This is a genomic window from Pseudoalteromonas sp. MMG024 (genome assembly GCF_021654175.1).
GTDB lineage: Bacteria > Pseudomonadota > Gammaproteobacteria > Enterobacterales > Alteromonadaceae > Pseudoalteromonas.
Map to the genome: position 1 here is coordinate 15,777 of NZ_JAKFZO010000008.1, position 25,208 is coordinate 40,984.

The 25,208-nt window shown below is 41.8% G+C and carries 20 protein-coding genes; 9 read left to right on the forward strand and 11 right to left on the reverse strand.

Going from position 1 to position 25,208, the window contains the following annotated elements:
- Window positions 1-65: 65 nt before the first annotated feature.
- Complete coding sequence (locus tag L1068_RS09035) at window positions 66-995, reverse strand: tetratricopeptide repeat protein (RefSeq protein ID WP_237130000.1); 930 nt, start codon at window positions 993-995, stop codon at window positions 66-68.
- 170 nt (window positions 996-1,165) lie between these two features.
- Here L1068_RS09035 and ygjK point away from each other — a divergent pair, with 170 nt between their 5' ends.
- Together ygjK and L1068_RS09045 are read left to right on the forward strand one after the other, a co-directional pair.
- Window positions 1,166-3,553 (forward strand): alpha-glucosidase, encoded by a 2,388-nt coding sequence (gene ygjK, locus L1068_RS09040; RefSeq protein WP_237130001.1) that lies wholly within the window; start codon window positions 1,166-1,168, stop codon window positions 3,551-3,553.
- Window positions 3,554-3,633: 80 nt separating this feature from the next.
- Entirely contained in the window at window positions 3,634-4,692 is a 1,059-nt protein-coding gene (locus L1068_RS09045) for a bifunctional transcriptional activator/DNA repair protein Ada (protein WP_275419474.1), read from the forward strand.
- 30 nt (window positions 4,693-4,722) lie between these two features.
- On the opposite strand, the gene srmB is transcribed toward L1068_RS09045, so the two are convergent.
- Entirely contained in the window at window positions 4,723-5,952 is a 1,230-nt protein-coding gene (srmB, locus tag L1068_RS09055) for an ATP-dependent RNA helicase SrmB (RefSeq protein ID WP_138633952.1), read from the reverse strand.
- Window positions 5,953-6,295: 343 nt separating this feature from the next.
- On the opposite strand from srmB, the gene L1068_RS09060 reads away from it, so the two are divergent.
- The gene (locus L1068_RS09060) at window positions 6,296-7,000 is read left to right on the forward strand and encodes a methyltransferase (RefSeq protein ID WP_237130002.1); all 705 of its coding nucleotides are present in this window, start codon (window positions 6,296-6,298) and stop codon (window positions 6,998-7,000) included.
- A gap of 9 nt (window positions 7,001-7,009) precedes the next feature.
- On the opposite strand, the gene fldB is transcribed toward L1068_RS09060, so the two are convergent.
- Window positions 7,010-7,531 (reverse strand): flavodoxin FldB, encoded by a 522-nt coding sequence (fldB, locus tag L1068_RS09065; RefSeq protein WP_054978598.1) that lies wholly within the window; start codon window positions 7,529-7,531, stop codon window positions 7,010-7,012.
- A 73-nt stretch (window positions 7,532-7,604) separates the two neighbouring features.
- Here fldB and xerD point away from each other — a divergent pair, with 73 nt between their 5' ends.
- The 5 genes from xerD to lysS all read left to right on the forward strand — a co-directional run bounded on the left by xerD (window position 7,605) and on the right by lysS (window position 13,901).
- Entirely contained in the window at window positions 7,605-8,510 is a 906-nt protein-coding gene (gene xerD, locus L1068_RS09070) for a site-specific tyrosine recombinase XerD (protein ID WP_237130003.1), read from the forward strand.
- Between the two features lie 78 nt (window positions 8,511-8,588).
- The gene (gene dsbC, locus L1068_RS09075; RefSeq protein ID WP_237130004.1) at window positions 8,589-9,320 is read left to right on the forward strand and encodes a bifunctional protein-disulfide isomerase/oxidoreductase DsbC; all 732 of its coding nucleotides are present in this window, start codon (window positions 8,589-8,591) and stop codon (window positions 9,318-9,320) included.
- 67 nt (window positions 9,321-9,387) lie between these two features.
- Window positions 9,388-11,112, forward strand: a complete 1,725-nt coding sequence (gene recJ / locus L1068_RS09080; protein ID WP_237130005.1) for a single-stranded-DNA-specific exonuclease RecJ — start codon at window positions 9,388-9,390, stop codon at window positions 11,110-11,112.
- Between the two features lie 120 nt (window positions 11,113-11,232).
- A protein-coding gene (gene prfB, locus L1068_RS09085; protein ID WP_152960705.1) for a peptide chain release factor 2 occupies window positions 11,233-12,331 on the forward strand; the annotation gives its coding sequence in 2 pieces (ribosomal slippage) (window positions 11,233-11,307 and window positions 11,309-12,331; 1,098 coding nt in all).
- A 28-nt stretch (window positions 12,332-12,359) separates the two neighbouring features.
- A complete protein-coding gene (lysS, locus tag L1068_RS09090) occupies window positions 12,360-13,901 on the forward strand; it encodes a lysine--tRNA ligase (RefSeq protein WP_237130006.1) in 1,542 nt (513 codons plus the stop codon).
- A gap of 87 nt (window positions 13,902-13,988) precedes the next feature.
- On the opposite strand, the gene L1068_RS09095 is transcribed toward lysS, so the two are convergent.
- The 8 genes from L1068_RS09095 to L1068_RS09130 form a co-directional block, all read right to left on the reverse strand.
- Window positions 13,989-14,837, reverse strand: coding sequence for an HDOD domain-containing protein (locus tag L1068_RS09095; RefSeq protein ID WP_054978592.1), 849 nt, complete (start codon window positions 14,835-14,837; stop codon window positions 13,989-13,991).
- Window positions 14,838-14,978: 141 nt separating this feature from the next.
- A complete protein-coding gene (locus tag L1068_RS09100; protein WP_237130007.1) occupies window positions 14,979-18,308 on the reverse strand; it encodes an efflux RND transporter permease subunit in 3,330 nt (1,109 codons plus the stop codon).
- Window positions 18,309-18,315: 7 nt separating this feature from the next.
- Complete coding sequence (locus tag L1068_RS09105; RefSeq protein ID WP_237130008.1) at window positions 18,316-19,440, reverse strand: efflux RND transporter periplasmic adaptor subunit; 1,125 nt, start codon at window positions 19,438-19,440, stop codon at window positions 18,316-18,318.
- Window positions 19,441-19,640: 200 nt separating this feature from the next.
- Entirely contained in the window at window positions 19,641-20,225 is a 585-nt protein-coding gene (locus L1068_RS09110) for a TetR/AcrR family transcriptional regulator (RefSeq protein WP_054978589.1), read from the reverse strand.
- 78 nt (window positions 20,226-20,303) lie between these two features.
- Window positions 20,304-21,782 carry a phospholipase D family protein gene (locus tag L1068_RS09115; protein WP_237130009.1) on the reverse strand — a complete coding sequence of 493 codons (1,479 nt, stop codon included), beginning with the start codon at window positions 21,780-21,782 and terminating at the stop codon, window positions 20,304-20,306.
- Between the two features lie 57 nt (window positions 21,783-21,839).
- Window positions 21,840-22,532 (reverse strand): LrgB family protein, encoded by a 693-nt coding sequence (locus L1068_RS09120; RefSeq protein ID WP_237130010.1) that lies wholly within the window; start codon window positions 22,530-22,532, stop codon window positions 21,840-21,842.
- Complete coding sequence (locus L1068_RS09125) at window positions 22,529-22,888, reverse strand: CidA/LrgA family protein (protein ID WP_237130011.1); 360 nt, start codon at window positions 22,886-22,888, stop codon at window positions 22,529-22,531. The genes L1068_RS09120 and L1068_RS09125 overlap by 4 nt, the downstream gene beginning before the upstream one ends.
- 48 nt (window positions 22,889-22,936) lie before the next feature.
- Window positions 22,937-23,737, reverse strand: coding sequence for a crotonase/enoyl-CoA hydratase family protein (locus L1068_RS09130; protein ID WP_237130012.1), 801 nt, complete (start codon window positions 23,735-23,737; stop codon window positions 22,937-22,939).
- A gap of 280 nt (window positions 23,738-24,017) precedes the next feature.
- On the opposite strand from L1068_RS09130, the gene L1068_RS09135 reads away from it, so the two are divergent.
- The gene (locus L1068_RS09135) at window positions 24,018-25,205 is read left to right on the forward strand and encodes an efflux RND transporter periplasmic adaptor subunit (RefSeq protein ID WP_237130013.1); all 1,188 of its coding nucleotides are present in this window, start codon (window positions 24,018-24,020) and stop codon (window positions 25,203-25,205) included.
- Window positions 25,206-25,208 lie beyond the last annotated feature (3 nt).

The window sequence follows — 25,208 nt, forward strand, 5'->3', positions numbered from 1 at the left end:
AGAACTACAGTATTTTGTTAGTACCACAAGTATTGACCGTTCAAGTCGTATTCACAAGTTACGCGTTATAGTGCGGTTAGGTTTAGTTCAAGCTTATTTGCCAGTTGGTGATAAAGTGTAAGGTGGCTTGGCAATAATTTAGTAAATCTAACTTTAGTTATATGCTGTTTAGCAGTCTGTATGTCGCCAAGTGCTGTGTTTATTTCGGCTAAACGCAGTTGGAAAATGGAATAGTTGGGGCTTTCTTCATTGTTAAAGTTGCTTATCGCATCGCGATATGTTTCGTTTGCAAGCTGCAATTGGCCAACCAATTGATAGGTGCGGGCTAAGTTGCCACTTGCCATGGTAAGGTTATCGTTAAACCCGAGTTTACGTGCCCAAAATAGCGCACTTTTTCTGTGCGGGATTGATTCGAGTAGTTGACCTTGAGAGTACATAGCATTTGCTAAGTTGCCGTAAATTTCGTGTTGAAGCTTAGCATCTTTACTTTTTCGGTATTGCTGAGCTAAGCGGTTGAGCATTTGTGTTGCTGTATCTTTATCGCCAAATACCATCTCCAAATTGGCAACTTCAACCATACGCAATGGGTTTGGAAAGCTCTCAGACGTGGCACTAACTAATTTAAGCGCTTGCTGTGCATATTCTTTGGCTTTTACTTTTTCATTATAAATATCAAACGCTTTAGCGGCGTAAAAATAGAGTTGAGTTTGAAATGTAACAGGGTGAGTATGGCCTGAATTTAAATATTGCTCTGTGAGATTTTTTAATGGTTTTAGATTTGTAGTTTCATACAGTAAATCTAAGTAATGAGCCGTAATAAAATACCAATCGGTACTGTAGGGCGCATACTCACTTTGTTGCTTAAGCAACTTTGCGCTGCAATCGGGTGCTGATAAGTTGGGACACACATCTTCAAAGTTATGTAGGTTATCAGCAGCCTTTGTACTTGTACAAAGTAGCCATAAACCCATTAAAGTAAAATATCGAATTTTCATTATTATTATAATTCAGCCATTTTTGTGCCAATAAACTTGGCTTTAGCCGTTATTTTAGAAACTAGTTTAATTCAATTCAAATCTTTATGATGTGCTTAGTGCTATCGCAATCTGATTGTTTTTTGTATTACTTTGTGGATAATGTATACAAAAATAAAATACTGTTTAGAATGAAAACTTTACTCGCTGCTTTTCTAGTTGTTTGTTGTAGTTTACAGGCATCACCACTTTCACAATTAAATCGTGAAGGCGCACCACAAAGCGCTAAATATTACGATATCTATGGTAATCAGCAAGCAAACCCATTATTTGATCTTGGTAGCTGGCATGGGTTTTTACAACCAAAACATGAAAATGCTGGCAGCTTTGCGGGGCCTGCCATTGTATTTGAAGAATACACCCTTTATTTTGCTGAATATGTTGAGATGTTATCGATTGCTGTTGATGGTGGTGAATATCAACGTCTCTCGACATTACCTAATACCATTTCAAGTCGGCTTGGGTATTACAAACAAACCTTTACCACAAAAACATTTAGCATCGATATTTACTTAAGTTTTGTATCAACGCGGAGCAGTGTGATTGATACGCGCATTACTAACTTAACCGAAAAGCCGCTTAATCTTTCGCTAAAGTGGCAAGGGCAACTTACAAAGCATTGGAAAAGCGACGATGACGATTACACTTGGCAAATAACACCACAAATATCTAAGCAAGCAATTGCATGGCAATTTGGCCAAACCCGTGATACGTGGCACAAACTTAATGACAGCACCGCGCGGTTTAAAATTACGCGTTCAATTGCCTCAAAATCAGTTTTTGATCCTGCTGAACAAAGCTACAGAAGTACAAGCGGTTTAACGGTTTTACCTGCAAACTCAACATTACTGACCACAGTGCTCAGCTATACTCACAATCAGCACGAAAGCGAAGATGTAAAAATAAGTGCTTGGTTAAATAATAAAAAGCCTGCCTATTTGAATGCGAAAACCAGATGGCAGTTATTGGCAAATAAACTATCAAATCAGCACAACGAACAAGCAAAAAGGTTAGCAATAAAGTCGCTAGAAACTTTAGTTGGCAACTGGCGTAGCCCTGCAGGGGCTATTAAACATAATGGCATAACCCCATCGGTGACTGCCCGTTGGTTTAATGGTGTATGGGCGTGGGACAGTTGGAAGCATGCTTATGCGCTTGCAGAGGTGATGCCGGAACTTGCTAAAGATAATGTACGCGCCATGTTTGATTATCAAATAACGCACAAAGATACACTTCGTGCGCAAGATGCAGGTATGGTGATTGATGCGGTGTTTTACAATTACTCAAAAGCGCGCGGGGGCGATGGCGGTAATTGGAATGAGCGTAATACTAAGCCGCCACTGGCATCTTGGGTAGTTTGGCAAATTGTGTCAAAAACCAATGATGAAGTGTTTTTGGCCGAGATGTATCCGAAATTAAAAGCGTATCATGAGTGGTGGTATTTAAATCGTGATCATAACGCTAATGGTTTAATTGAATATGGCGGCACGGTTGATGATACGCATACCACAAAAGAAGGGGATATGCGTTTCTCAGTGCAAGCAAACACGCAACTGGCAGTTTTAGCATCGTGCAAAAAAGGGAAAGATGATTGGTATTTATGCAGCGGTAATCAGTTGTATTTAAGTTTACTTGATAACCCTCAAATTAGTGCGTTTGATATCCCTGTGCAACATGCTGCTGGTTGGGAATCAGGTATGGATAATGCGGCACGTTTTGGTTTTATTTCAAATGAGCAGTTTAAAGAATATGCTAATCAAACTTATCAAGGGAATATGGCAAAAGCCAAGGCTGATTGGCAGGTTAAGATTTTTGAAAACGTACGTGATGGTCAATTGGTTGGCTACTCAATTAACCAAGAATCTGTAGAGCTTAATAGCTACCTCGCGATGGAAAAACGCCAATTAGCGGCAATGGCAAAACGATTAGGCAACAACCAAGATGCACAAAAATACCAAGCAGAATATCAAACCTTAAAAGCACGTATTGATGCGTGTTTTTTTGATAGCACAACTGGCTTTTATTATGACTTAGCCATTGATAATACCCCACAGTCATCGAGTGAATGCAAAGGTAAGCTATTGGTGCATCGCGGTAAAGGCCCTGAAGGTTGGGCGCCGTTATTTAGCCAAGTGGCAAGTGATAACAATGCTAAGAGTGTTATTAATACTATGCTTAGTAAACACGAGTTTAATACCCAAGTGCCATTTCCTACCGCAGCTATTACAAATCCCGCGTTTGGCGCAGATGTCTATTGGCGTGGCAGAGTATGGCTTGATCAAGTGTACTTTGCGCTAAGTGCATTAAGTCATTATGGCTATAAAAAAGACGCGCAGCAGCTTTTACAAAAGCTGATTAGCAATAGTAAAGGCCTTAGCGCAAAAGACAGTATTCGTGAAAACTATCATCCTTTTACTGGTGAACAACAAGGTGCAACTAACTTTAGTTGGAGCGCTGCTCATTTAATGATGATGTTGGATGAAATTGGGTTGCCTGAAAGTTCGTTAGATCAACACTAAAAATATACTTGTTCAGTTTTCGGTTGAGTGAAATGTTAGCCTTGGTTACGCTTGGCTAAAATCACCAAATGATTGGCTTTATGAAAATCACCCAACCTGAGAAAATTAACGAGTATTACCAAGCATTGGTAGATAAAAACAGTCAATATCTTGGCTGTTTTTATGCCTGTGTTACCAGCACGCAGATTTTTTGTATCGCGACTTGCACAGCACGCAAACCAAAAAAAGAAAATGTCGAGTTTTGCTCAGAGGTAAAAGATGCCCTTGATGCGGGCTTTCGCCCGTGCAAAGTGTGTAAGCCAACACAAAATGCCCATTCAATGCCAGAGCCAGTTGCTACAGCATTAAAATTACTATCGCAAAAAGGCCAAGAAAAACTTTCAGACTACCATTTAAAAGAAGCGGGCATTCAACCTGAGCTGGTAAGGCGTTGGTTTAAAAAACACTATGGCATGACGTTTCAAGCTTATCAGCGCATGGTGCGTATAAATACTGCCTATCAAGAAATTCAAAATGGCAAGCAACTGATTGATTCGGCGCTTGATTCGGGTTTTCACTCACTAAGCGGATTTGCCTACACCTTTAAAAAAGCCACAGGCCTTAACCCAAGTAAAAGTAAAAATAAGCAAGTTATCTTAATTGCGCGCCACACTACACCCATTGGCCCAATGTTTATATGCGCAACCAATAACGGTGTATGTCTTGTTGAGTTTGTTGATAGACGCATGTTAGAAACGGAATTTAACGATTTACAAAAGCGCCTAAATGCGGTGATTTTACAAGGTGAGAATGAGCACATTAAACAGTGTAAGGTAGAGCTCGATGAATATTTTGCGGGCAAGCGCAAAGAGTTTTGTACTCCCCTGGATTTACCGGGTACCGAATTTCAACAAAACGTATGGCAAGGGTTACAAACGATTCCATTTGGCGAAACTCGTAGTTATTCAGAGCAAGCAACGGCACTTAATAACGCCAAAGCGGTGCGCGCTGTCGCTACTGCAAATGGTATGAATCGGGTTACGATTATAGTGCCGTGTCACCGTGTGATTGGTAAAGATGGCTCACTGACTGGCTACGGCGGTGGTCTTGAGCGCAAAGCGTGGCTATTACGCCATGAAGGGGCTGAATTTAAAGAATAAAAAAGCGGTGATAACACCGCTCTTGTAAAGCTACTTCTTTTTCGCTTTTTTCTTGGCTTTCTTTTTGGCCTTCATTTTTTCTGGGTCTTTTTTCTTTTTCGCCGGTAGTTTAGCTTCTTTGTGTTTTGGCTCTAAACCCTTAATTGTGCGGCGTTTAAGTTTTTGCTCTGTATAGCGCTCAACTTTTGCTAAAATTTCCACATCATGTGCTTCAATAAATGAAATTGCGGTGCCTTTTTTACCGGCACGGCCTGTGCGGCCAATACGGTGAACATAAATATCGGCGGTGCGTGGCATATCAAAGTTAATTACGTGGCTAATATCAGCTACATCAATACCACGCGCGGCAACGTCGGTTGCAATTAATACGTTTGTGCGGCCGGTATCAAAGCTTTTAAGTGCGGCTAAACGTTTATCCTGAGGCATTTCACCACGCAGCCACGTGGTTTTAATGTCTTTCGCGAATAACTCGCCAACTAGCTGCTCTAAACGTTCACGTGTTTTAACGAACACTATAGCCTTTTCAACTTCTTCCGATTTTAAAATCGCTTCAAGTTGTTCCACTTTATGTTCGCGGTTATCTGATAAATGCACCCACTGATGGATTTTGCCTTTTTCGCGGCGTGATGGGGTTGCTTCAAGTAACGCTGGATCATTTAGAATGCGCTCTGCAAATAGCTCAACGCTGTCGCCCTCTAGTGTGGCTGAGAATAAAAAGCACTGTTTACGGTTTTTAGCTTCGTCGCAAATACGTAGCATTTCTTTACGAAAGCCCATGTCTAACATGCGGTCGGCTTCATCAAGAATAAGTACTTCAACATCCTCTGCGTGGAAGTTTTCTGAATTTAAGTAATCCATTAAACGACCAGGTGTAGCAATCAGAATGTCGTTATTTTTTTCAAAAATTTCTTTATGGCTACCGTAGTTAATACCACCGGTTACTACACCAATTTTAAGGTGAGTTTGTGCTGCAAGGGCATTTGCTTGTTCATACACTTGATAAGCGAGTTCACGTGTTGGTGTCATAATAAGTACGCGAGCAAAACCAGGATTACGTCTTGGGAAATCAATTAGGTATTGCATTGATCCAAGTAAAAACGCAGCGGTTTTACCGGTACCGGTTGGTGAACTTGCTAAAATATCGCGACCTTTCATCGCCGCAGGAATTGCGAGCGATTGAATGCTAGTCGGTTTATCAAAACCCATTTTTTCAATGGCGTTTAATAATTTGGGATCAAGATCTAGGTCAGCAAAGTGCATAAGGAAATAAACATAAAGGAAAATTAGCTGTATTATACACCGAATCAATAATAGGGTCTTTTATTCTTTATTTAATAATTCAGCTGAGAGATAAAATCGCCGTAATCAATGAGAAAATAAGGAGGTTTAGTCATCTAAATAACTTATTTTCAAAGCAGAGTAAGGTGATTTTTAGCCTAAGCCCGAAGGGCAATGGCTATTTATTTCGCTATCTGCATTAGTATTTTATTTATTTAGGTAATCTAAATCACATTCATGCTGCTTTGCTAACGAAATAAATAACCTATTGCTGAATATATCAATAAAGATAAAAAGATCCTCAAGCAGAGGGCATTTTACCGCAATGTCGGGTTTTACGTTTAAGCAGTTTCATATTAACCACGATAAATGTGCGATGAAAGTTGGCACTGATGGTATTTTGTTGGGTGCTTGGGCACCCCTTGAAGGCGTAAATGCAGCATTAGATATTGGCACGGGTACGGGGCTAATTGCTTTAATGCTTAAGCAGCGTGCGCCTAGTTTAGTTATCACAGGTGTTGAAATTGATAATGACGCATTTTTACAAGCAAAAGAGAATATTTCAGCTTCTCCTTGGCAAGACCTAAATTTGTGGCAAGGCGATATCAAAGAATTTCAAGTAAATACTGCGTTTGACCTAATTGTTTCAAACCCACCATTTTTTAATGACTCACTTAAAAGCGACAATGCACAGCGCATGACGGCGCGTCATACGGATGGTTTATCGTTTGATAGTTTATGTGCAAAAACGGCGAGTTTATTAAGCGAAAGGGGGCGGTTTTGTGTGGTATTACCAACTACCGAGTTAAGCCGATTTGAAAGTGCCGCAAACAACGCTAATTTGAAAATAACAAAAAAGCTGTGGGTATTTACTAGCAAAAAGAAAGCAGCAAAACGCGTATTGTTGTGTTTAGCGCATAATGTTGAGTTGCAAATGTTAGTTGAAGAAGAATTGGTTATTCATGCTGAGAGTGGGGAGTACAGCACAGCGTATAAACAACTGTGCCGTGATTTCTATTTGAACTTTTGAAGCAAGAAGTTAAAGCGTTTCAGCGTATTCTGTCATTACTTGTTCAACCCAAGTAGCAATGCGCTCATCACTTTTCTCGTACTGGCTGTCTTCATCTAGCGCCAAGCCAACAAACTGTGTGCCATCTTCGGTTAATGCTTTTGATGCTTCAAATTCGTAATCATCTGAATTAGGCCAGTAGCCTAAAAAGGTAACGCCTTGTGGTTTAATTTTGTCGTGCAGCATGCCTAATGCATCTTGAAACCATTGGCCATAGCCTTGCTGATCGCCCATGCCAAACAAGGCAATGGTTTTACCGCTTAAGTTAACCGACTCAATATCGTCCCAAATTGATTCCCAATCTTCTTGTAACTCGCCAAAGTCCCAAGTAGAAATACCAAATATTAGGAAATCGAATTCTTCAGCGTTTTTCAGTGGCTCGTCTTTAATATTGTGAAGTGAAATGATGTCTTCACCGATAATTTGCTGAATTTTTTCTGCAGCCATTTCGGTGTAACAGGTTGTAGAGCCAAAAAATAAACCAATTTTCATATTAAATTTGTGCGTTGCCGAGAGCTTGATATGATAGGCGTTAGTTTACCTTAACCTATGTGTTATTAATACATTGACAGAAAAACAAACCCCAAGCGTTGAAAATAGCCAAAAGATTGAGCAATTTTTAGATGCTCTATGGCTTGAGCAAGGTTTAAGTGAAAATACCTTGGCGGCTTATCGTAGTGACTTAAATAAGTTTGCAATTTATATTGCGAAAACATCGCTTTTTGATGTTGATGAAAGCATTATTCTCGATTATTTAGCATACCGCAGAGAAAATGGGTTTACAGCGCGCAGCACGGCTCGGGCGCAAAGCGCGTTAAAACGCTTTTATTTGTATTTTATTGGTTTAAAGAAACTCTCCAGCTCACCGCTTGCCCATATTGAGCAGCCAAAGCTCGGTCAGTCATTACCTAAAACCTTAACTGAAGAAGAAGTTGAAGCCTTACTTGATGCACCTAATCTCGAAGAACCCATTGAGCTCAGAGATAAAGCCATGCTTGAACTGTTGTATGCAACAGGGCTTCGTGTAAGTGAATTAGTTGGTTTGCGAATGGAGCAAATTAATCTGCGCCAAGCTGTGGTATTTGTAAAAGGTAAAGGTAACAAAGAGCGTTTAGTGCCGATGGGGGAAGTGGCGCTTGAGTATATTGAAGCGTTTATTAAGTTAGCACGTCCGCAATTAATCAAACACGCGACTGATTTTGTTTTTCCGTCAAAACGCGGCATTGGTATGACACGGCAGACCTTTTGGCATCGAATAAAACACTATGCTATCGTTGCGAATATTCAAACGGAATTATCGCCACACACCTTACGTCATGCATTTGCCACACATTTGATCAATCATGGTGCTGATTTACGTGTTGTACAAATGATGTTAGGTCATAGTGACTTATCGACCACACAGATTTATACTCATGTAGCAAAAGAAAGGTTAAAATCCATTCATCAGACGCATCATCCAAGAGCTTGATGACAAAATACGGAATTTTATGTGGCTTAGTACGGTCTAAATACTTACAAGCCCCGGTATTTAAAAAAGAGATAGCAAATGAAAAAACTAGCAATCGCAGCTGCTTTGTTGAGTGCGGCATTTAATATTTCAGCAAATGGTGTCGCAGCAGCGAGTGTTGATCCAATCGAAGCGAAAATCATTGCGGAATTTGAAAAAATTGGTCTACAAGCAAGTGGTGTAGCAGAAACACCTGTAAAAGGTTTGTATGAAGTATTAACCAATCGCGGCGTGTTATACAGCACGGCAGACGGTAAATACTTACTGCAAGGTACGTTACTTGATTTAGAAAACAAAGAAAATTTGACGGAAGTTGCACTGGGTAATTTGCGTGTTGAAGGCGTTAAGCAGTTTGCTGATTCAATGATTGTTTACCCAGCAAAAGATGAAAAATATAAGGTCACGATTTTCACCGATATCACTTGTGGTTACTGTCGTAAATTACACCGCGAGCTGGATGATTACCTAGATGCAGGCATTACGGTGCAATACCTAGCGTATCCGCGTGCAGGTATTCCAAGTAAAGGTTTTGACGACTTACAAGACATTTGGTGTTCAAAAGATGCAGCTAAAGCATTAACTGATGCAAAAGCGGGTGATGACGTAGTAGACGTAGCAGCCTGTGATGCACCCGTAAAAGAACAGTTTGAAATGGGTCAAAGCTTTGGTATTACGGGTACGCCAGCAATCATTTTAGAAGATGGTACGCTGATTCCTGGTTATCAGCCAGCGGCGCAGTTAAAGCAAATTCTTGATAGCAAAAAAGGTTAAGATAACTTTTTTAGCGAATTAGGGCCGTTAAGGCCCTTTTTAGTCTGAGATTATTAAAAAACGGTTCATGCAAAAAACTATTCAAACACGTGCACGCGTTGACGACAGTCATTTAGACGCCTCTCTTCACCCTGTAATTAAACAAATTTATGCCTCTCGTGGCATCAAAGCCAATACTGAACTTGATAATGGCGCGGCGTCGCTACTTGATTTTCGCTTGTTGAAAGACATTGACGTTGCAGCAAATATTTTAATTAATGGGCTGCAAAACCACGCCAAAATTTTAATTGTCGGTGACTTTGATGCTGATGGTGCAACCAGTACTGCGGTGTTAATGGAAGGCCTGCCGATGTTTGGCTTTCAACATGTCGATTACTTAGTGCCAAACCGTTTTAACTTAGGCTATGGCTTAAGCCCACAACTTGCAGAACAAGTGGTGCAAATCAAACCGGATATTCTAATTACGGTTGATAATGGCATTTCATGTTTGCAGGGTGTTGAGATTTGTAAGCAGGCGGGTATTCAAGTGATTGTTACCGATCACCATTTGCAAGGTGAAAAGCTACCTAATGCCGATGCGATTGTTAATCCAAACCGCTTTGATTGTCAGTTTCCATCAAAAACATTGGCGGGATGTGGTGTTGCGTTTTATTTGCTGGTGGCACTTCGTCACACGTTGCGAGAGCGAAACTATTTTGAAAACTCCGGCTTAGCACAACCTAATTTAGCGAGTTTATTGGATATTGTTGCGCTGGGTACTGTAGCCGATGTGGTGCCGCTCGATGCAAATAACCGGACTTTGGTATACCAAGGTTTGGCACGTATTCGTGCAGGGCGTACTCGTCCCGGAATTTTAGCATTAATCGAAGTTGCCAACCGAAATAGTTATCGCCTGCAAGCCAGTGACTTTGGCTTTGCTATTGCGCCAAGGCTTAATGCGGCAGGGCGCTTAGATGACATGAGTTTAGGTATTGCTTGTTTACTGAGTCAGGATGGCAATCAGGCAAGACGCATTGCCGCAGAGCTTGATGGATTAAACCAAGAACGTCGCGAAATCGAGCAAAGTATGCAAGTTGAAGCTAACGCGGTGCTAGAACGCTTGGTGTCACAATCAAAAGAAATTCCAGATGCGGTATGTTTATATCAAGATGATTGGCACCAAGGTGTTATTGGTATTTTGGCGGGGCGTTTAAAAGAGCAATATCACCGCCCGACAGTGATTTTTGCACAGGGTGAAAATGGTGAAATAAAAGGCAGTTGTCGCTCTATTCCAGGACTGCATATGCGTGATTTATTGGAGTCGATTTCAACGAAACACCCCGATTTAATTTTAAAATTTGGTGGTCATGCTATGGCGGCGGGATTATCAATTTTAGAAAGCGACTTTAATCGTTTTAAGCAAGTGTACACAGATGCGGTGGCAAATACGCTTGCCGAAGAAGATAAACATGCAGTGCTATTAACCGACGGTAATTTACCCGCTGATTGTTTTAATTTGAATTTTGCCAACCAACTGAAGCAAGCAGGACCGTTTGGTCAGAGCTTCCCTGAACCGCTATTTGATGATGTTTTTTATGTTATTCAACAGCGTATGGTAGGTGAAAAACATTTAAAATTAGTATTGCGACATGCATCGGGTTTAGATGTTGACGCGATTGCCTTTAATGTTGATTTAAGGGCGTGGCCAAATACCGCTGCTGAAAAAGTACGTTTAGCCTATCAGCTTGATATTAATGAGTTTAGAGGTAAGTTTTCGCTGCAATTACTGGTTAGCGAAATACAATTAGCATAGATAAGAAATATTTATGCGAAAAAATGGTTTTGAATCTAATCAAAACCATTTTTTTTTGCTAAAATTCTCGCCTTTGATTATTGCCAAGAATTCGGGCAAAACACCTGTTGGAGTGATGTAATGTTTGAAGTGAATCCTGTGATTAACCAAATCAAGGAAATTCGCGAACGTACCGACCAACTTAGGGGGTATCTTTGACTACCCTCTTAAGAAAGAGCGGTTAGAAGAAGTTAATGCCGAATTAGAAGATTCAGCAGTATGGAATGAGCCTGAAAAAGCACAGGCATTAGGCCGTGAAAAATCAAGCCTAGAAGCAATTGTTGAAACTATCGAAAATCTTGAGCAAGGCGCTGAAGACGTTGAAGGTTTAGTTGAACTGGCTGTTGAAGCCGAAGACGAAGACACCTTTGCAGAAGCAGAGTCTGAGCTTGAAGACTTAATGACACAACTTGATAAGCTTGAATTCCGTCGTATGTTCTCTGGTGAGCAAGATGGTAACGATGCTTATATCGACTTACAGTCAGGTTCTGGCGGTACTGAAGCACAAGACTGGTGTAACATGCTGCTGCGTATGTATTTACGTTGGGCTGAAGCAAAAGGCTTTAAAGCGGAAATCGTTGAAGCGACCGATGGTGATGTTGCCGGTATTAAAGGTGCTACGGTACGTGTATCAGGTGAGTACGCTTATGGTTGGCTACGCACTGAAACAGGTGTTCACCGTTTAGTACGTAAAAGCCCATTTGATTCAACAGGCCGTCGTCATACCTCATTTGCTTCGGCGTTTGTTTATCCAGAAGTGGATGACAATATTGAAATTGATATTAACCCAGCCGATTTACGTATTGACGTGTATCGTGCATCGGGTGCGGGTGGTCAGCACGTTAACCGTACAGAATCTGCGGTACGTATTACTCACTTACCGACCAACACGGTAGTGCAGTGTCAAAATGACCGTTCGCAACACAAAAACAAAGCACAGGCGATGAAGCAGTTAAAAGCAAAATTGTTTGAGCTTGAAATGCATAAACAGAATGCTGAAAAGCAGTCACAAGAAGATGCAAAATCGGATATTGGCTGGGGTAGCCAAATTCGTTCTTACGTACTTGATGATTCTCGTATCAAAGACTTACGTACCGGGGTTGAAAACCGTAATACTCAAGCCGTATTAGACGGCGATTTAGATAAGTTTATCGAAGCCAGCCTGAAATCTGGCCTTTAATTTAAACCAAGCAACTTAGAGCTATAACATGACAGATCAAATTCAAGACGAAAATAAATTGATTGCAGAGCGTCGTGCCAAGCTAGATGCGATTCGTGAGAATTGCTCAGCTAATGGTCACCCGAATACTTTCCGCCGTGAAGATTACACAGCAGATCTACAAGCTAAGTTTGGTGATAAATCGAAGGAAGAGCTAGTCGAGTTAGACCACCAAGTTTCAGTAGCAGGCCGTATTTTAGCAAAACGTGGTCCTTTCCTTGTACTTCAAGATATGAAAGGTCGTATTCAGGCGTATGCGTCTAAAGACGTACAAAAAGATTTAAAAGAGAAGTATGGTCAGCTTGATATCGGTGACATCATCGGTGTATCGGGTCCGCTTCATAAATCAGGTAAAGGTGACCTTTACGTAGATATGGTTCAGTACGAGCTTCTAACTAAGTCACTGCGCCCATTACCAGAGAAATTCCACGGTTTAACAGACCAAGAAGCGAAGTACCGTCAGCGTTATGTTGACCTTATCACTAACATGGATACCCGTGAGACGTTCCGTATTCGTTCAAAAGTGATTGAAGGTATTCGTCGTTTCTTAGCTGAACGTGACTTTATGGAAGTTGAAACGCCAATGCTTCAGGTTATTCCTGGTGGTGCAACGGCGCGTCCATTCGTGACTCACCACAACGCGTTAGACATCGATATGTACTTACGTATCGCACCAGAGCTCTACCTTAAGCGTTTAGTGGTAGGTGGTTTTGACCGCGTATTTGAAATTAACCGTAACTTCCGTAACGAAGGTCTTTCAACGCGTCACAACCCAGAATTCACCATGATTGAATTCTATCAAGCGTACGCTGACTACAACGACCTAATGAACTTAACTGAAGACATGTTACGTACCGTTGCACAAGACGTGCTCGGTACAACAACGGTTATCAACACAGTTAAAAACGCTGAAGGTGAAGTTGTTGAAACAATCGAATATGACTTCGGTAGCAAGTTCGAGCGTTTATCAATGGCTGATGCAATCATCAAGTTTGGTCCAGATGCAGCTGAAATCGCGCATATCTTCAAAGATCCTGAAAACCACTTTGATGAGTTAGTTGCTTACGCGAAGAAAGTACACGTAAAGATCCCAGAAAAATGTGTATGGGGTGCAGGTAAGTTCTTATGTGAGATCTTCGAAGAAACAGCTGAACACAAACTAATTCAGCCAACTTTCATCACAGAGTACCCGTGGGAAGTGTCGCCACTTGCACGTCGTAACGATGAAAATCCATTTATCACTGACCGTTTCGAGTTCTTCGTAGGTGGCCGTGAATTAGCAAATGGTTTCTCTGAGCTTAACGATGCAGAAGACCAAGCAGCGCGTTTTGCACGTCAGGTTGAAGAGAAAGATGCCGGTGATGATGAAGCAATGCACTTTGACGATGACTATATTCAAGCACTTGAGTATGGCTTACCGCCAACAGCAGGTGAGGGTATTGGTATCGACCGTCTAGTAATGCTATTTACTGACTCACCAACCATTAAAGATGTAATCTTATTCCCGCATATGCGCCCGCAAGCGGACTAAGCAACGTCTTATAAAAAAACCCAGCCACACGTGCTGGGTTTTTTGTTTTCAAGGGGCTGTAAATCCTGTTGAATTTGTTAGTTATTATTAATGCGATGAAATTAAATACTCTTCTACATCTTCTTTCAGGTCTTGAAAGTCATCTTCATCGAGTTGTAAGGTGTCTAATACTCGCTGTTCTATTGCGTGCCATTGAGGTTCAGGGCGAAAGTGCCTAGCGACATGCACTAGGTTTTCAGCCAAGCGTAAACAAGCAAAGCAACTGCGCTCAAATTTATCGTTTGAGGCATTAAAAAAATCATTACTGTGATGTTGCAGAATTATTTGGCAAATTTGTTTAGGTAAGTTCCAACTCGTGGCTAAGTAGTAGCCAACAACCGCGTGATTGGTTTTGTATTTCTTTTCTTCTTTATGTATTAACGGGTTGCTGTCATTTTCACGGTGCTCTTGCAGTAAATGGGTGTAGCCTTCAAAGCGAATTGCCATCGCGGGTGTACCCGCATCGTGAAACAAACCAATTAAGTGTAAATTTTCGGGTGGTAAGGGCGATTTTAAATGTTGTGCAATAATGCACGACACATTAGCGATGTCGTTGGCGTTATCCCAAAAACGATTTAATGGTAACGAGCATTTACTTTGGTCATAGGCTTGTTTAAGTAAATAGCCAGTCACTAAGCTGGTAATGTTCTCAAGACCTAAAAACATTACAGCTTGGCGGATATCACTTATTGTTCTGGCAAGGCCGTAGTAGGGGCTGTTTATAATTTTGAGTACGGCAGCTGATGTTGCCACGTCAGCAGCAATAATGTCTGCAACGCGATAAAGTTCAGGCTCGTGGTTTAGCTCATCTTGCAATGCTTGCAAAATATCAGGCTTAGCTGGAATGGTGAAACCAGTTGCAACATCGCTCAGTATTTTGTTATCTATTTCAATCATTAGTTCGCTTATTTTTAACAAGCCACTTAATTACTATAGACAAAGATTGTCGAGCTGTTGCAATAGTGTGTGTTATTTAGGCATAAAAAATCCCAGCAAGTGCTGGGATTTTTGGTCAGTCATCAATTTAGATTTCCATATCTAAGCGGCTGTCCTTAAATCGGTGTCTTCTGAATTTTGTTTAATATCAGAATCCTTAAGTAAGAAGCTTAATATGACTGGCACTAAAATCAAAGTGAATATTGTTGAAACCACTAAGCCACCAACCACAACACCACCTAAACCACGATATAGCTCACTACCCGCACCTGGCATTAACACCAGTGGTAGCATGCCGCCAACCGAGGTAAGCGTTGACATCATAATGGGGCGAACACGGCTTTCAACCGACTCTTTAATTGCCAGTTGTGCACTTAATCCTTTGTACTTCAAGTTGTTAAGCGCTTGGTGCACAATTAAGATTGCGTTGTTTACAACCACACCCGCTAAAATTACGAAACCCAATAGCGTTAACACATCAAGGTTTTGAATTGGCGTATAACGGTCAAACACACTTGCCCAGTGCACAGCAGCAAGGCCCATAAAGCCACCTAGTGTTGCAAGCGGTACACTTACCATAATTACTAATGGGTATTTCCAGTTTTGGAATAAAATAACCATTACCAGATACACTACAAACATTGCCAAAAATAGGCTCGAACTCAAGGTGCCAAACAAACTACCATCGCCTAACAGCGACTTTTTAAGGTCAGCCAGTTTACCAGCACTACCAGCTAGGTTAACTTCAACAGCCGGTGAAATCGCACCCGCACCGCGTAACTCTTCAACCATACTGTTAACAGAGGCGATAGCTTGCTCAAGTGGCATGCCAGCAGGCGGTGTAAACTGTAAGGTTACCGCGCGCTGACGTGAAACGTGCTTAATTTGGTCAACGGTTTGCGTGCGTTCAACAAGCGCAAGAGACTGTAAATCAACCACTTGACTTTGCGGTGTAGCCAATGGCGCTTGCATTAGTGCATCAATTGGAAAACCACCTTGCTGTGCGTTGGTTACAATCTTAAGATCTTTTAATTCACCGCCAACCGCAAAACTGTTCATCATAATAATGCCATCACCGTTTGCTTGCACAGCGAGGCCTAAATCACGACGTGTCATGTTGAGCTCTGCTAAACGCTCATCTAGCGGTTTAATTGAAAGCTCTGGTGTTGGCAATAAAAAGTTAGCGGGTTCTGGAATGGTTGCATAAGGACCATAATTACCAATTAACTTAAACAGTAACGCCGTTGCGCCATTAGTAATTTGCTGCAAATCGTCACCAACTAAGTCGATTTGAATTGCGCTACCCGTTGTACCACCCGTATTAAAAAGTGGGAACTGGAAAGCAAAGCCAATTACATCGGGTGCGTTTACGCCCATTAATGTTTGGTTTAGAAAATCTACCGCATCAATGGTTTTATCCGCTTCTTTTGGGATCATGCCATGGAGGATTTGACCGTCCATCGCAACCAAAAAGTAGTGGTCAATTTCAGGCGCTTTAATGGTGCTGCCATCCATTAATTGAATATCAGGTGTACTTTGCGTTAAATCTGGCTCACCACCACGAATAACAGTTTCTGCATGGAATTTATCACCGGTGACCTCCCAAGCTGGGCGTATCACTTTTTCGATGCGATTACCGATTTCTGACACTTGATCAAGGTTATAACCCGGCGGCGGTACCATAAAACCGAAAGCAAAATTACGGTTACCTTTTGGTAAGTAATCAAGCGGTGGAATAAGTAGTGCAATACCCACAAGTGTTACGACTGCAAAGCTAGTTACAACGGTAACTTTACGTTTTGTTGTGCTCGAAATTGCGATAAACAAGGCGCCAATTTTGTTTGGTAACTTCGCTGCTTTTTTCTCTAATTCAGCCAGTTTACCTGTTCTCAATTTTACTTGTTTTGACTCACTGCGCGCAAGTAAAAAGTAAGCGCCCGCTACCGGAATAACTAAGACAGATACGACAAAACTAATAAAGACTGCTGCCATGATGGCAAGTGATATATCGCGAAAAAGCTGCCCCGCGCTATCGGCAATGGTTAAAATTGGCACAAATACAACGAGCGTTGTCATGGTTGACGCAAATACTGCACCCGCAACTTCCTGCGTACCCTCAACACTGGCTTTAAGCGGCTTTTTGCCCATCTCTAAATGGCGGAAAATATTCTCGATTACCACAATGGCATTATCAACCACCATACCGACCGCGAATGCCATGCCCGCAAGCGATACGATGTTAATTGAACGGCCAAGGGCAACCAAAATTACCACAGCCGCAATCACTGAAATTGGAATTGCTATAGCGATAACACCAATGGTGCGCAGTGAGCGTAAAAATAGCAGTAGCGTAATTACGGCAAGTAAACCACCGACCATAATATTGCTTTGTACTAAATCAATGGCGTTTTCAACATAGCTTGATGAGTCCCACGTAGTAACAAGCTCAAAAGTACCACTTACACCTAGCTTCCTAGCGTGTTGCTCAAGCATACCGTCCGGTTTATTAAGTTCAGCAATTTCCGCTTTTAGCGAGTTCATGGTTTCAAGTAAGTTAGCACCATGCGCCAGCTGAAAGTTGAAAAATGGCATTTTAACGCCACGGGCACGCACCCAATCACGCATATCTTTGTAATCGAGTTTTACTGTCGCAATGTCTTTAACATAAACCGGGCCACGGTTGTCTTTGCGAATAACGATATTTTCAATGGTTGCCGCATCGGTAAAGCGGCCCATAGCGCGCACGCGAATATCATTTTTACCGTCGGGCAAACGACCACCTGAGTAATTGGTGTTAGTAATTTGAATCGCGTCTACTAGTTGACTGTAGGTAATACCAAAATTGGCAAGTTTGATAGGATCAATCTGAATTTGCAGTTCTTGTTCACGGGCACCTAAAATTCCTACCTTGGAAATACCTTTGATGTTTTCAAGGCGCGGACGTAATCGACGCTCCATAAAATCATACAAAGTGGTGTTATCGAAACTCGGATCAGTTGCTGCAAGGCCCACCCATGCGATGTAATCGACCGACATAGGATCAACGCCTTCAACGGTCGGTTCCGATACACCCATAGGGTAGGCGGGTACTTCGTTAAGCTTTTGTACTACTTCTGCTTGTGCTTGTTTAATATCGGTGCCAGTTTCGAACTCTAAACGCAATTGAGCGGCAGAGGTTTGGCTGATACTGGTTAAAGAAATTAGTCCGTTTACATCGGATAGTACTTTTTCCTGCTCAATCACCACGTCCGATTCAATTTCTTCAGGGCTTGCGTTTTCCCAAAAGGTACGCACGCTGACGACTACTGAATCAACTGATGGGGTCATTTGAACGGGTACTTGGGTAAAGGCAAGTACGCCCGCCAGTACCGATAAAATTACAGCAACGATTACGCTAATAGGTTGTTTAACCGCGCTTTCTACAATCTTCATAACGTGCCTACTTTAAATGTTGTTGATTGCCGTTAGAGGTATCTGCTACCGCAACAACAGGGCCTGGCATTAGACGCTCGTTGCCTTCAGTGATAACTTTGTCGGTTGGTGCAAGTTGTGGTGCATACACTGCCACCTTGTCGCCTTGATGAAACTGCACGTTAACTGAAATTGGTTGTGCAATTTGCTTGTCGCCTTGCAGTACCACTTTATAAACTAAGTAATTACCGCCACGATTCACCAATGCATCTTTTGGCACAATAAGTGTGGTGCGAGGTTTACCTTCTGGTAACCAAGCGCTTACCGACATGCCAGGCATTAAACCGTTGCCATTTACTTGACCAATCACGCGGAAAGTGCGAGCGCGTTCATCAACGCTATTAAGTACTTTAATATTGCCCGCTTGAACTAGCTCATCGCCAATCTGCAAGGCAATTTCACTAGGCGCTTGACCCGCTAAAAATGCAAAGCGTTCTGGCACATCTAACCAAGCTTCTAATTTATTGAGAGAGGTTAAAGTAAATGCATGATCGCCACTGCCTAACCATTGACCTAGTTCAGCTAGACGATTCGTTACTTGGCCATCAAATGGTGCGCGAATTGACATATCATCAATACGCACCTGCAATGCGTTTAACTGTGCAGACAGTGCCTTTATCGCTTGTGTTGCAGCGATAACACGTGCTTGATTTGCAATAGTGAGGGTTTTACTTTGATTTAATCGCTGCTTTGATACGGCGCTTTTTTGCGCTGATTGCTTATAAGCAAGGTAGTCTTCTTCTGCTTGCGTAAACTCAGCTTTTGCTAATGCAAGGTTAGCATCTGCTAGCATTTTCTCTGCTTGTAAACGTTGCTTTTCAGCGTCTAATCGGCGTGTGTCGAGTATTGCCAGCACATCACCTTCTACAACAACATCACCTTCATTAACCAGTACTTTAACTACTTTGCCTGATTCTACTGAAGCGACATTAGCTTGATTGAATGCTTTTAACGTGCCGACAACACGTTTACGTGGTTGCAATTGTGCTTCGCTTGCTTCACTAAAGCGAACGACTTGCGCATTTGCGTTGAAAACCAGCAACAACAAGCTCAATGTTGCTGCGATATATTTAAAAGAAAGTGGAGATGTCATAGTAATTTCCAATAGAGTAGACCAGTCGTCTAGTGAATTGTCATTCAATTTGGCGGTTGTTGCAAGATGAATTTGGGCTGAATACGAATTTAGAATTGTATTTTCAAGGTAAGTTAATGAAATTGTTGTTTATATTTTAAAATTATTTTTTAGACCAAGTGGTCTAGAGGAGGCTTTGGCAGGCAAACAAAAAGTGCCAATTAAGGCACTAAAATCGATTCGAAAATAATTTCAACAAAGTTGTCGTATGGCTCGGTTGAGCGCTCTACTTGCATCTGTATTGCTGCGCCATGGCTGGCATTAAACAGAAATGCGGCGATTTTATGTGGGTCGAGGTTTTTGTTTACTTCGCCTTCTTGTTGCGCTTCGCGAATGGTTTGCGCCATCATGCTGTGCACTAAGTCTTGCGCGCATTTTATGCCACCGCGCATATTTTCACTGAGTTGAGATTGTTCCAAAATCAACTTGGGTACTAAACACTCACAGTCAATACCATCTTCTTCATGAAATTGCTGAATGCGTTTAAACCAGTTATGAATGCGCTGCAGTGGCGAGAATTTTCGGTCACGCAGATATTCACGCATAAAGTCATGACTTTGATCTTGGGCACGTTCAATGAGTGCAAGGCCAAAATCTTCTTTTGACTTAAAGTAATGATAAAACGAACCTTTTGGCACTCCGGCTTTATCAAGGATTTCTTTTAAGCCACATCCGTTGTAACTTTTCTCGATGATCAGCGCATGACCTGCCGCCAATATCGCTTCTTTGGTATCGGGCTTATTCATAATTCGGGTTAATATTTACGTACACACTTTGTGGGTATTATTAGACCAGTCGTCTCTAAAGTCAACTTTAGTCGACGGTTAGAGTTGATCTTCAATAGGCAATAAGCGGAAAAAACATGCGCCTATCTTACGCCAAATGCTGGCATCTGGTTCACTTTTAAAGGTTTTTTGCGTATCCATATCAAGCCAAATTAGCTTGTTGTTAGCGAGCTGTACACGGTAAGCTGAATTGGCCACGGCATCATTTAATGCGCTAACAATTTTGCTGCTAAGTGCCTCATTTTCAAACAGCACGCCAATTTCAGTGTTGATAAACATTGAGCGAGGGTCGAGGTTTAATGAGCCAACAAAGGTTTGCTGTTTATCAAAGATAACTGATTTAGCGTGTAAACTCGCCTGAGTAGAGCCGCGCCATGCTGACGGTTTAAAATTCGGTTTTACTTTTGTTTCATAGAGTGTAACGCCCGCTTTTAACAGCGCTTCGCGATAAGGAGCGTAACCTGAATGTACTGCAACAACGTCGGTGGCGGCTAATGAGTTCGTAAGAATCGTTACATTTACGCCACGCTTAACCATATCGATTAAGTATTTTGTGCCGCCTTCGCCAGGTACAAAATAGGGCGAGATAATAAATAGGTCTTTTTGGGTATTGGCAAAAGCGCTTTCTAGCTCGTCAAGAAGTGGACTTGTTAGGCCTTTTTCGTTGATTTTGCTTGGCGGGTCGTAAAGTACATCGGCTTTTCCCCAAGACCATGGCAAGGCACCTTCAGATAAGTACTCTAAAAATTGTGATTGAGTTAACGCCTGAATATACTCGGTTTGCGATCGTTCCGTATCAGTTATTTGTTCTTCCCATTCAGATAAAATCGCAATCGTTTCTTCATCAGAATAGCGTTTTGGATGGAACACAGCTAATGGATAACTGTGTTCGCTGTTCCAGTATGTGTCAAATTGCGTATTTACATCGTTTGTTGCTTCACCGATTAGTAATAAATCAAAGTCACCAAATTCAACCTCATGACTTGCACTAAAATATTCGTCACCAATATTTCGTCCGCCGATCACCGATGCCAAGCTATCTACGGTGAGCGATTTATTGTGCATGCGACTATTGAGCCTTGCAAAATCGGTTAATATGCCAAGTGCTTTATTGCTGCGATTTGGCGAGGGGTTAAACAGGCGAATTTCAACATTCTCATGTTGGTTTAAAATATGTAGCTGTGGATTGTGATCCGGAGCTTTTAAGTCATCAAGTAATAGCCTTACTCGCACACCACGCTCCGCGGCATTGTATAGTGAATAGTTGATTTGATTGCCGGTAATGTCGTTATTGTAGATGTAATATTGTAGGTCAATGCTGCTGGTTGCCGCATTGATTAAACTCACGCGTGATACAAAGGCATCGACTCCTTGCCCAAGCGTATAAACGCCGGTTTGTCCTTGCTTATCATGTATTAAATCGCTAATAAATTCAGCTAATCGACCTGTCTTCGCTGGCTCTTTAGCATAGCTAGGTGTACTTGTGTTTGGCGTTATTTTTGTTGCGCATCCAGCCATGGCAAGTACAACTCCTATAATAAAAAAGCGTATTAGTAACATGTGATTACCGACTAGTTAGTTTAATAGTACCAGTTCTATTAAGGTATAGATTACAGGGATAATGAGTGGGGTCAATATGGCGCTTAATACTAAACTAACGGATGCAAATGCGCCCATACGTTCATCAACCTCGATGGCGCGCGCTGTACCGACGGCGTGACAAGCCGCTCCAAGCGCTAAGCCTTGACTAGGTATATGTGTTACGCCAAATAGTTTGAGGAGCGGTAAGCCAAAAACAGCGCCAAAAATGCCGACACAAATAACAATAACAGCCGAAAGAGCACTTATGCCGTTAAGCTGGTTGCTAACTTCAATGGCTATGGGGGTTGTTACTGCATTGGGTGCAAGACTTGCGATGAGTTGTTCATTGGCGCCAAGCAAATAGGCGACAAGCATGGCAATTATTGATGACACCAAAACGCCAGTGGCGCTGCATAAAATGTAGCGCCAGGTATGTTGTTTTATGGTGCGCGATTCTTTGTAAAGTGGGATCGCTAGCGCAACAATTGCTAAATCAAGTAACCAAAAATACGCTGTGTTCATTGTGGCAAACTCAGTATAGGGAATTTCACCCCACACTAAAATCACGCTAATAAACGAAATGCTTAATAAAATAGGGTTACAAAGGCTGTGTTTTAAATAATGGGTCTGCAACCATTTAAAGGTAAAAAAACAAAGCGGAGACAAAACAATCAAAAGCAGGCTCATGACTGTTCCTTATCGTTAGATGCAAAAAGCAGACTTGCGACTTTTCCTACAATAAATAGGGTGCCTACCGTGGCGACAAGTATTGAGATCACAATTAAAAGCAGGTTGTCTTTAATAAGGTCTAAATGCTGAACGATGCCAACACCAGCGGGAATAAAAAAAAGTGGGAAGTATTTTAGTAGTAATGCCCCAACCGCCTCACATTGCTTTAGTGACACAATATTTAATTTGAGCACAAGCAATAAAATGCCCATACCGAGCACCGCTGGGGGAAAACTAAAATTCAGTATATAAAGCAGGCCATGACCAAGGGCTAATGCTGTTACTAGAATCGTTAAACTAACAATGTATTTCATAGTAATAGCCTATCACAGCTTGCAGGTCGGTATACTGTTCTTTAGTCGCTACCAATTAGCCGAATTGTCGAAAGGCTTAGTTTCTCCTTTTAAGCGATTGCTAATGGCACGTTTTACATTTTTGCCGCGTAGAATACGTATTTGATTAAATGTTTCAGCTGCTAACAATTGGCGGCGATTTGCGAGCATACGCTTTTGATAAGTGCGTTTGTTTGCAGCTAGCGCATCGGGCGATTGTGCTAATAATGCCGCTTTTAATTGCTTGCATTCGTGATCTAAATCGTCGCATACTTGTGTAACTAAATTGACTGCTTGGGCAGTGTCAGCACTAATTGGTTCGGCCATATGAGTGAGCTTTAGGGCTTGGTCGTACGGCATTAGGCCTTGTAACATTACACTGCCTGCCATATCTGGTGTTAATCCCCAGCGCGATTCCATAATGGCAAATTGGGCATCGCTACTCGCTAAACGAAAGTCTGCGCCAAGCGCGATTTGCATACCACCACCAAAACAGCGGCCATGAATTTTACAAATCACGGGCGCTTTAATTTCTTGCCACCCTATGGTGACTCGCTGCGCTAGGTTTGCGTTACCGGGAAGCCATTTGAATAGCAGTTTTAACATTTTAGTGGGGGACCGGCTGATGTTTTTTACATCAAGGCCAGTACAGAAATCACTGCCGATGGCATCAATAATCACTAATCTTAGAGATTTTTCTTTTTTCAATTGTTTAATAATGCGCGCTAGCTCTACAAAACTTTCATAGCTCAGTGCGTTGAGTTTATCGGGGCGATTAAATGTGACGGTGGCAACGCCAGCTTCAATATTTAGGGTGACAAGGTGGCTCATTATTATTCTCATCCGACCTGTTGGGTTGTTCGAGATTAACGTGTCTTACTATGTCTGTAAAGCGCGTAACTTCACCCTAGGTTCATATTTTTCCAGCAAAATAGCCGCTCTGAAAAATGGCTAAAAAACACCACTTACTGATTTGATTAGATTTTGTTAAATATTAAATTACAATTAATGTGCAGTCGTATTATGATTGATAACCAAAAGATATTATTAGAAATTTCGGATTTTTCATCGAGAATAAAAATTTGCTCTATTTGTGATAAGGGAGAGTTGCATGTTTACGTCTAAGTATAAAAATATTAGTTCCCCAACCAAAGCTGCGTTTTTCGTCAGCTGTGTGTTGTTAGGGCCGATGGCCTTGACTGGTTGTGGAAAGGAAGAGGTTGTGCAACAAGCGCCAGCACCAGCAGTCTCGGTTTATACCGTTAATAATGACCAAGTTGGTACTTATCGTGAGTTTACTGCGCGCACCGAAGCGTCGAAAGAAGCGGATATTACAACCCGTGTGCAAGGTGAATTAATAGAGCGAAAGTTTGTTGAAGGCTCTGAAGTTAAGAAAGGCGATTTACTGCTAAAAATTGACCCTAGCGAATATGAGGCGTTTTTAGCGCAATCTGATGCAGACCTAAAATCAAAAATAGCAGGCGCTGCAGGCGCTGCACGCGATTTAAAACGTGGTAGAGAAGTCGCTGATAAAGGCTTTATTTCACAATCTGATTTAGACAAGCTGATTACTAATGCTGCGCAAACGCAAGCAGCGGTGAAAGCGGGCGAAGCGGCACTTAAAAAAGCTAAATTGGATTTAAGTTACACTGAAATTGTAGCGCCGTTTGATGGGAAAATCGGTCGCGTAAATATTGATGTGGGTAATATTGTGAGTCCGCAAAGTGGTGTGCTGGCAAACATCACCTCAACAGACCCTATCTACGTTAACTTTTCGGTTGAAGAGGCACTTTATACTACCTACTTACAAGAACACCGAAATATTGAAAGTCCTGATCAAGTACCTCTCGATTTAAAAATTCGTTTACCGAATAACAGCGAATATGCCGAGGCTGGCGTGCTAGATTTTGCCGATACAAAAATAGACCGCAACACCGGCACGGTTGAGCTAAGAGCCTCTTTCCCAAATCCTGATGGTATTGTGTTACCTGGGTTATTTGTAAAGCTGATTGCTGAGAGTAAAAATAAATCGTCTATGGCGTTAGTACCTCAAGCTGCGGTACAAGAAAATCAGCAAGGTAAGTTCTTATTAGTGGTTGATGACAACAACAAAGTGAGCACGCGACATGTAGATTTAGGTCGTCGCATTAATGCTATGTGGGTAGTTAACGCGGGCATTGAAGCAGGTGAGCGCATTATTATTGAAGGGCTACAAAAAGTGCGTCCAGGTGTTGAAGTAAACCCAGTTGAAAAGAATGTTGATACGGTAACCGGTGTTATCACAAACAGCGCAGAATAGGGG

Coding starts and splice junctions, on each gene's coding strand:
- L1068_RS09125 (WP_237130011.1), bottom strand. CDS start 22,888: ATGAAATACATTGTTAGTTTAACGATTCTAGTAACAGCATTAGCCCTT.
- lysS (WP_237130006.1), top strand. CDS start 12,360: ATGACAGATCAAATTCAAGACGAAAATAAATTGATTGCAGAGCGTCGT.
- L1068_RS09100 (WP_237130007.1), bottom strand. CDS start 18,308: ATGAAGATTGTAGAAAGCGCGGTTAAACAACCTATTAGCGTAATCGTT.
- L1068_RS09105 (WP_237130008.1), bottom strand. CDS start 19,440: ATGACATCTCCACTTTCTTTTAAATATATCGCAGCAACATTGAGCTTG.
- L1068_RS09095 (WP_054978592.1), bottom strand. CDS start 14,837: ATGATTGAAATAGATAACAAAATACTGAGCGATGTTGCAACTGGTTTC.
- L1068_RS09035 (WP_237130000.1), bottom strand. CDS start 995: ATGAAAATTCGATATTTTACTTTAATGGGTTTATGGCTACTTTGTACA.
- L1068_RS09060 (WP_237130002.1), top strand. CDS start 6,296: ATGTCGGGTTTTACGTTTAAGCAGTTTCATATTAACCACGATAAATGT.
- L1068_RS09110 (WP_054978589.1), bottom strand. CDS start 20,225: ATGAATAAGCCCGATACCAAAGAAGCGATATTGGCGGCAGGTCATGCG.
- L1068_RS09135 (WP_237130013.1), top strand. CDS start 24,018: ATGTTTACGTCTAAGTATAAAAATATTAGTTCCCCAACCAAAGCTGCG.
- ygjK (WP_237130001.1), top strand. CDS start 1,166: ATGAAAACTTTACTCGCTGCTTTTCTAGTTGTTTGTTGTAGTTTACAG.
- L1068_RS09045 (WP_275419474.1), top strand. CDS start 3,634: ATGAAAATCACCCAACCTGAGAAAATTAACGAGTATTACCAAGCATTG.
- recJ (WP_237130005.1), top strand. CDS start 9,388: ATGCAAAAAACTATTCAAACACGTGCACGCGTTGACGACAGTCATTTA.
- L1068_RS09130 (WP_237130012.1), bottom strand. CDS start 23,737: ATGAGCCACCTTGTCACCCTAAATATTGAAGCTGGCGTTGCCACCGTC.
- dsbC (WP_237130004.1), top strand. CDS start 8,589: ATGAAAAAACTAGCAATCGCAGCTGCTTTGTTGAGTGCGGCATTTAAT.
- L1068_RS09120 (WP_237130010.1), bottom strand. CDS start 22,532: ATGAGCCTGCTTTTGATTGTTTTGTCTCCGCTTTGTTTTTTTACCTTT.
- srmB (WP_138633952.1), bottom strand. CDS start 5,952: ATGCACTTTGCTGACCTAGATCTTGATCCCAAATTATTAAACGCCATT.
- fldB (WP_054978598.1), bottom strand. CDS start 7,531: ATGAAAATTGGTTTATTTTTTGGCTCTACAACCTGTTACACCGAAATG.
- L1068_RS09115 (WP_237130009.1), bottom strand. CDS start 21,782: ATGGCTGGATGCGCAACAAAAATAACGCCAAACACAAGTACACCTAGC.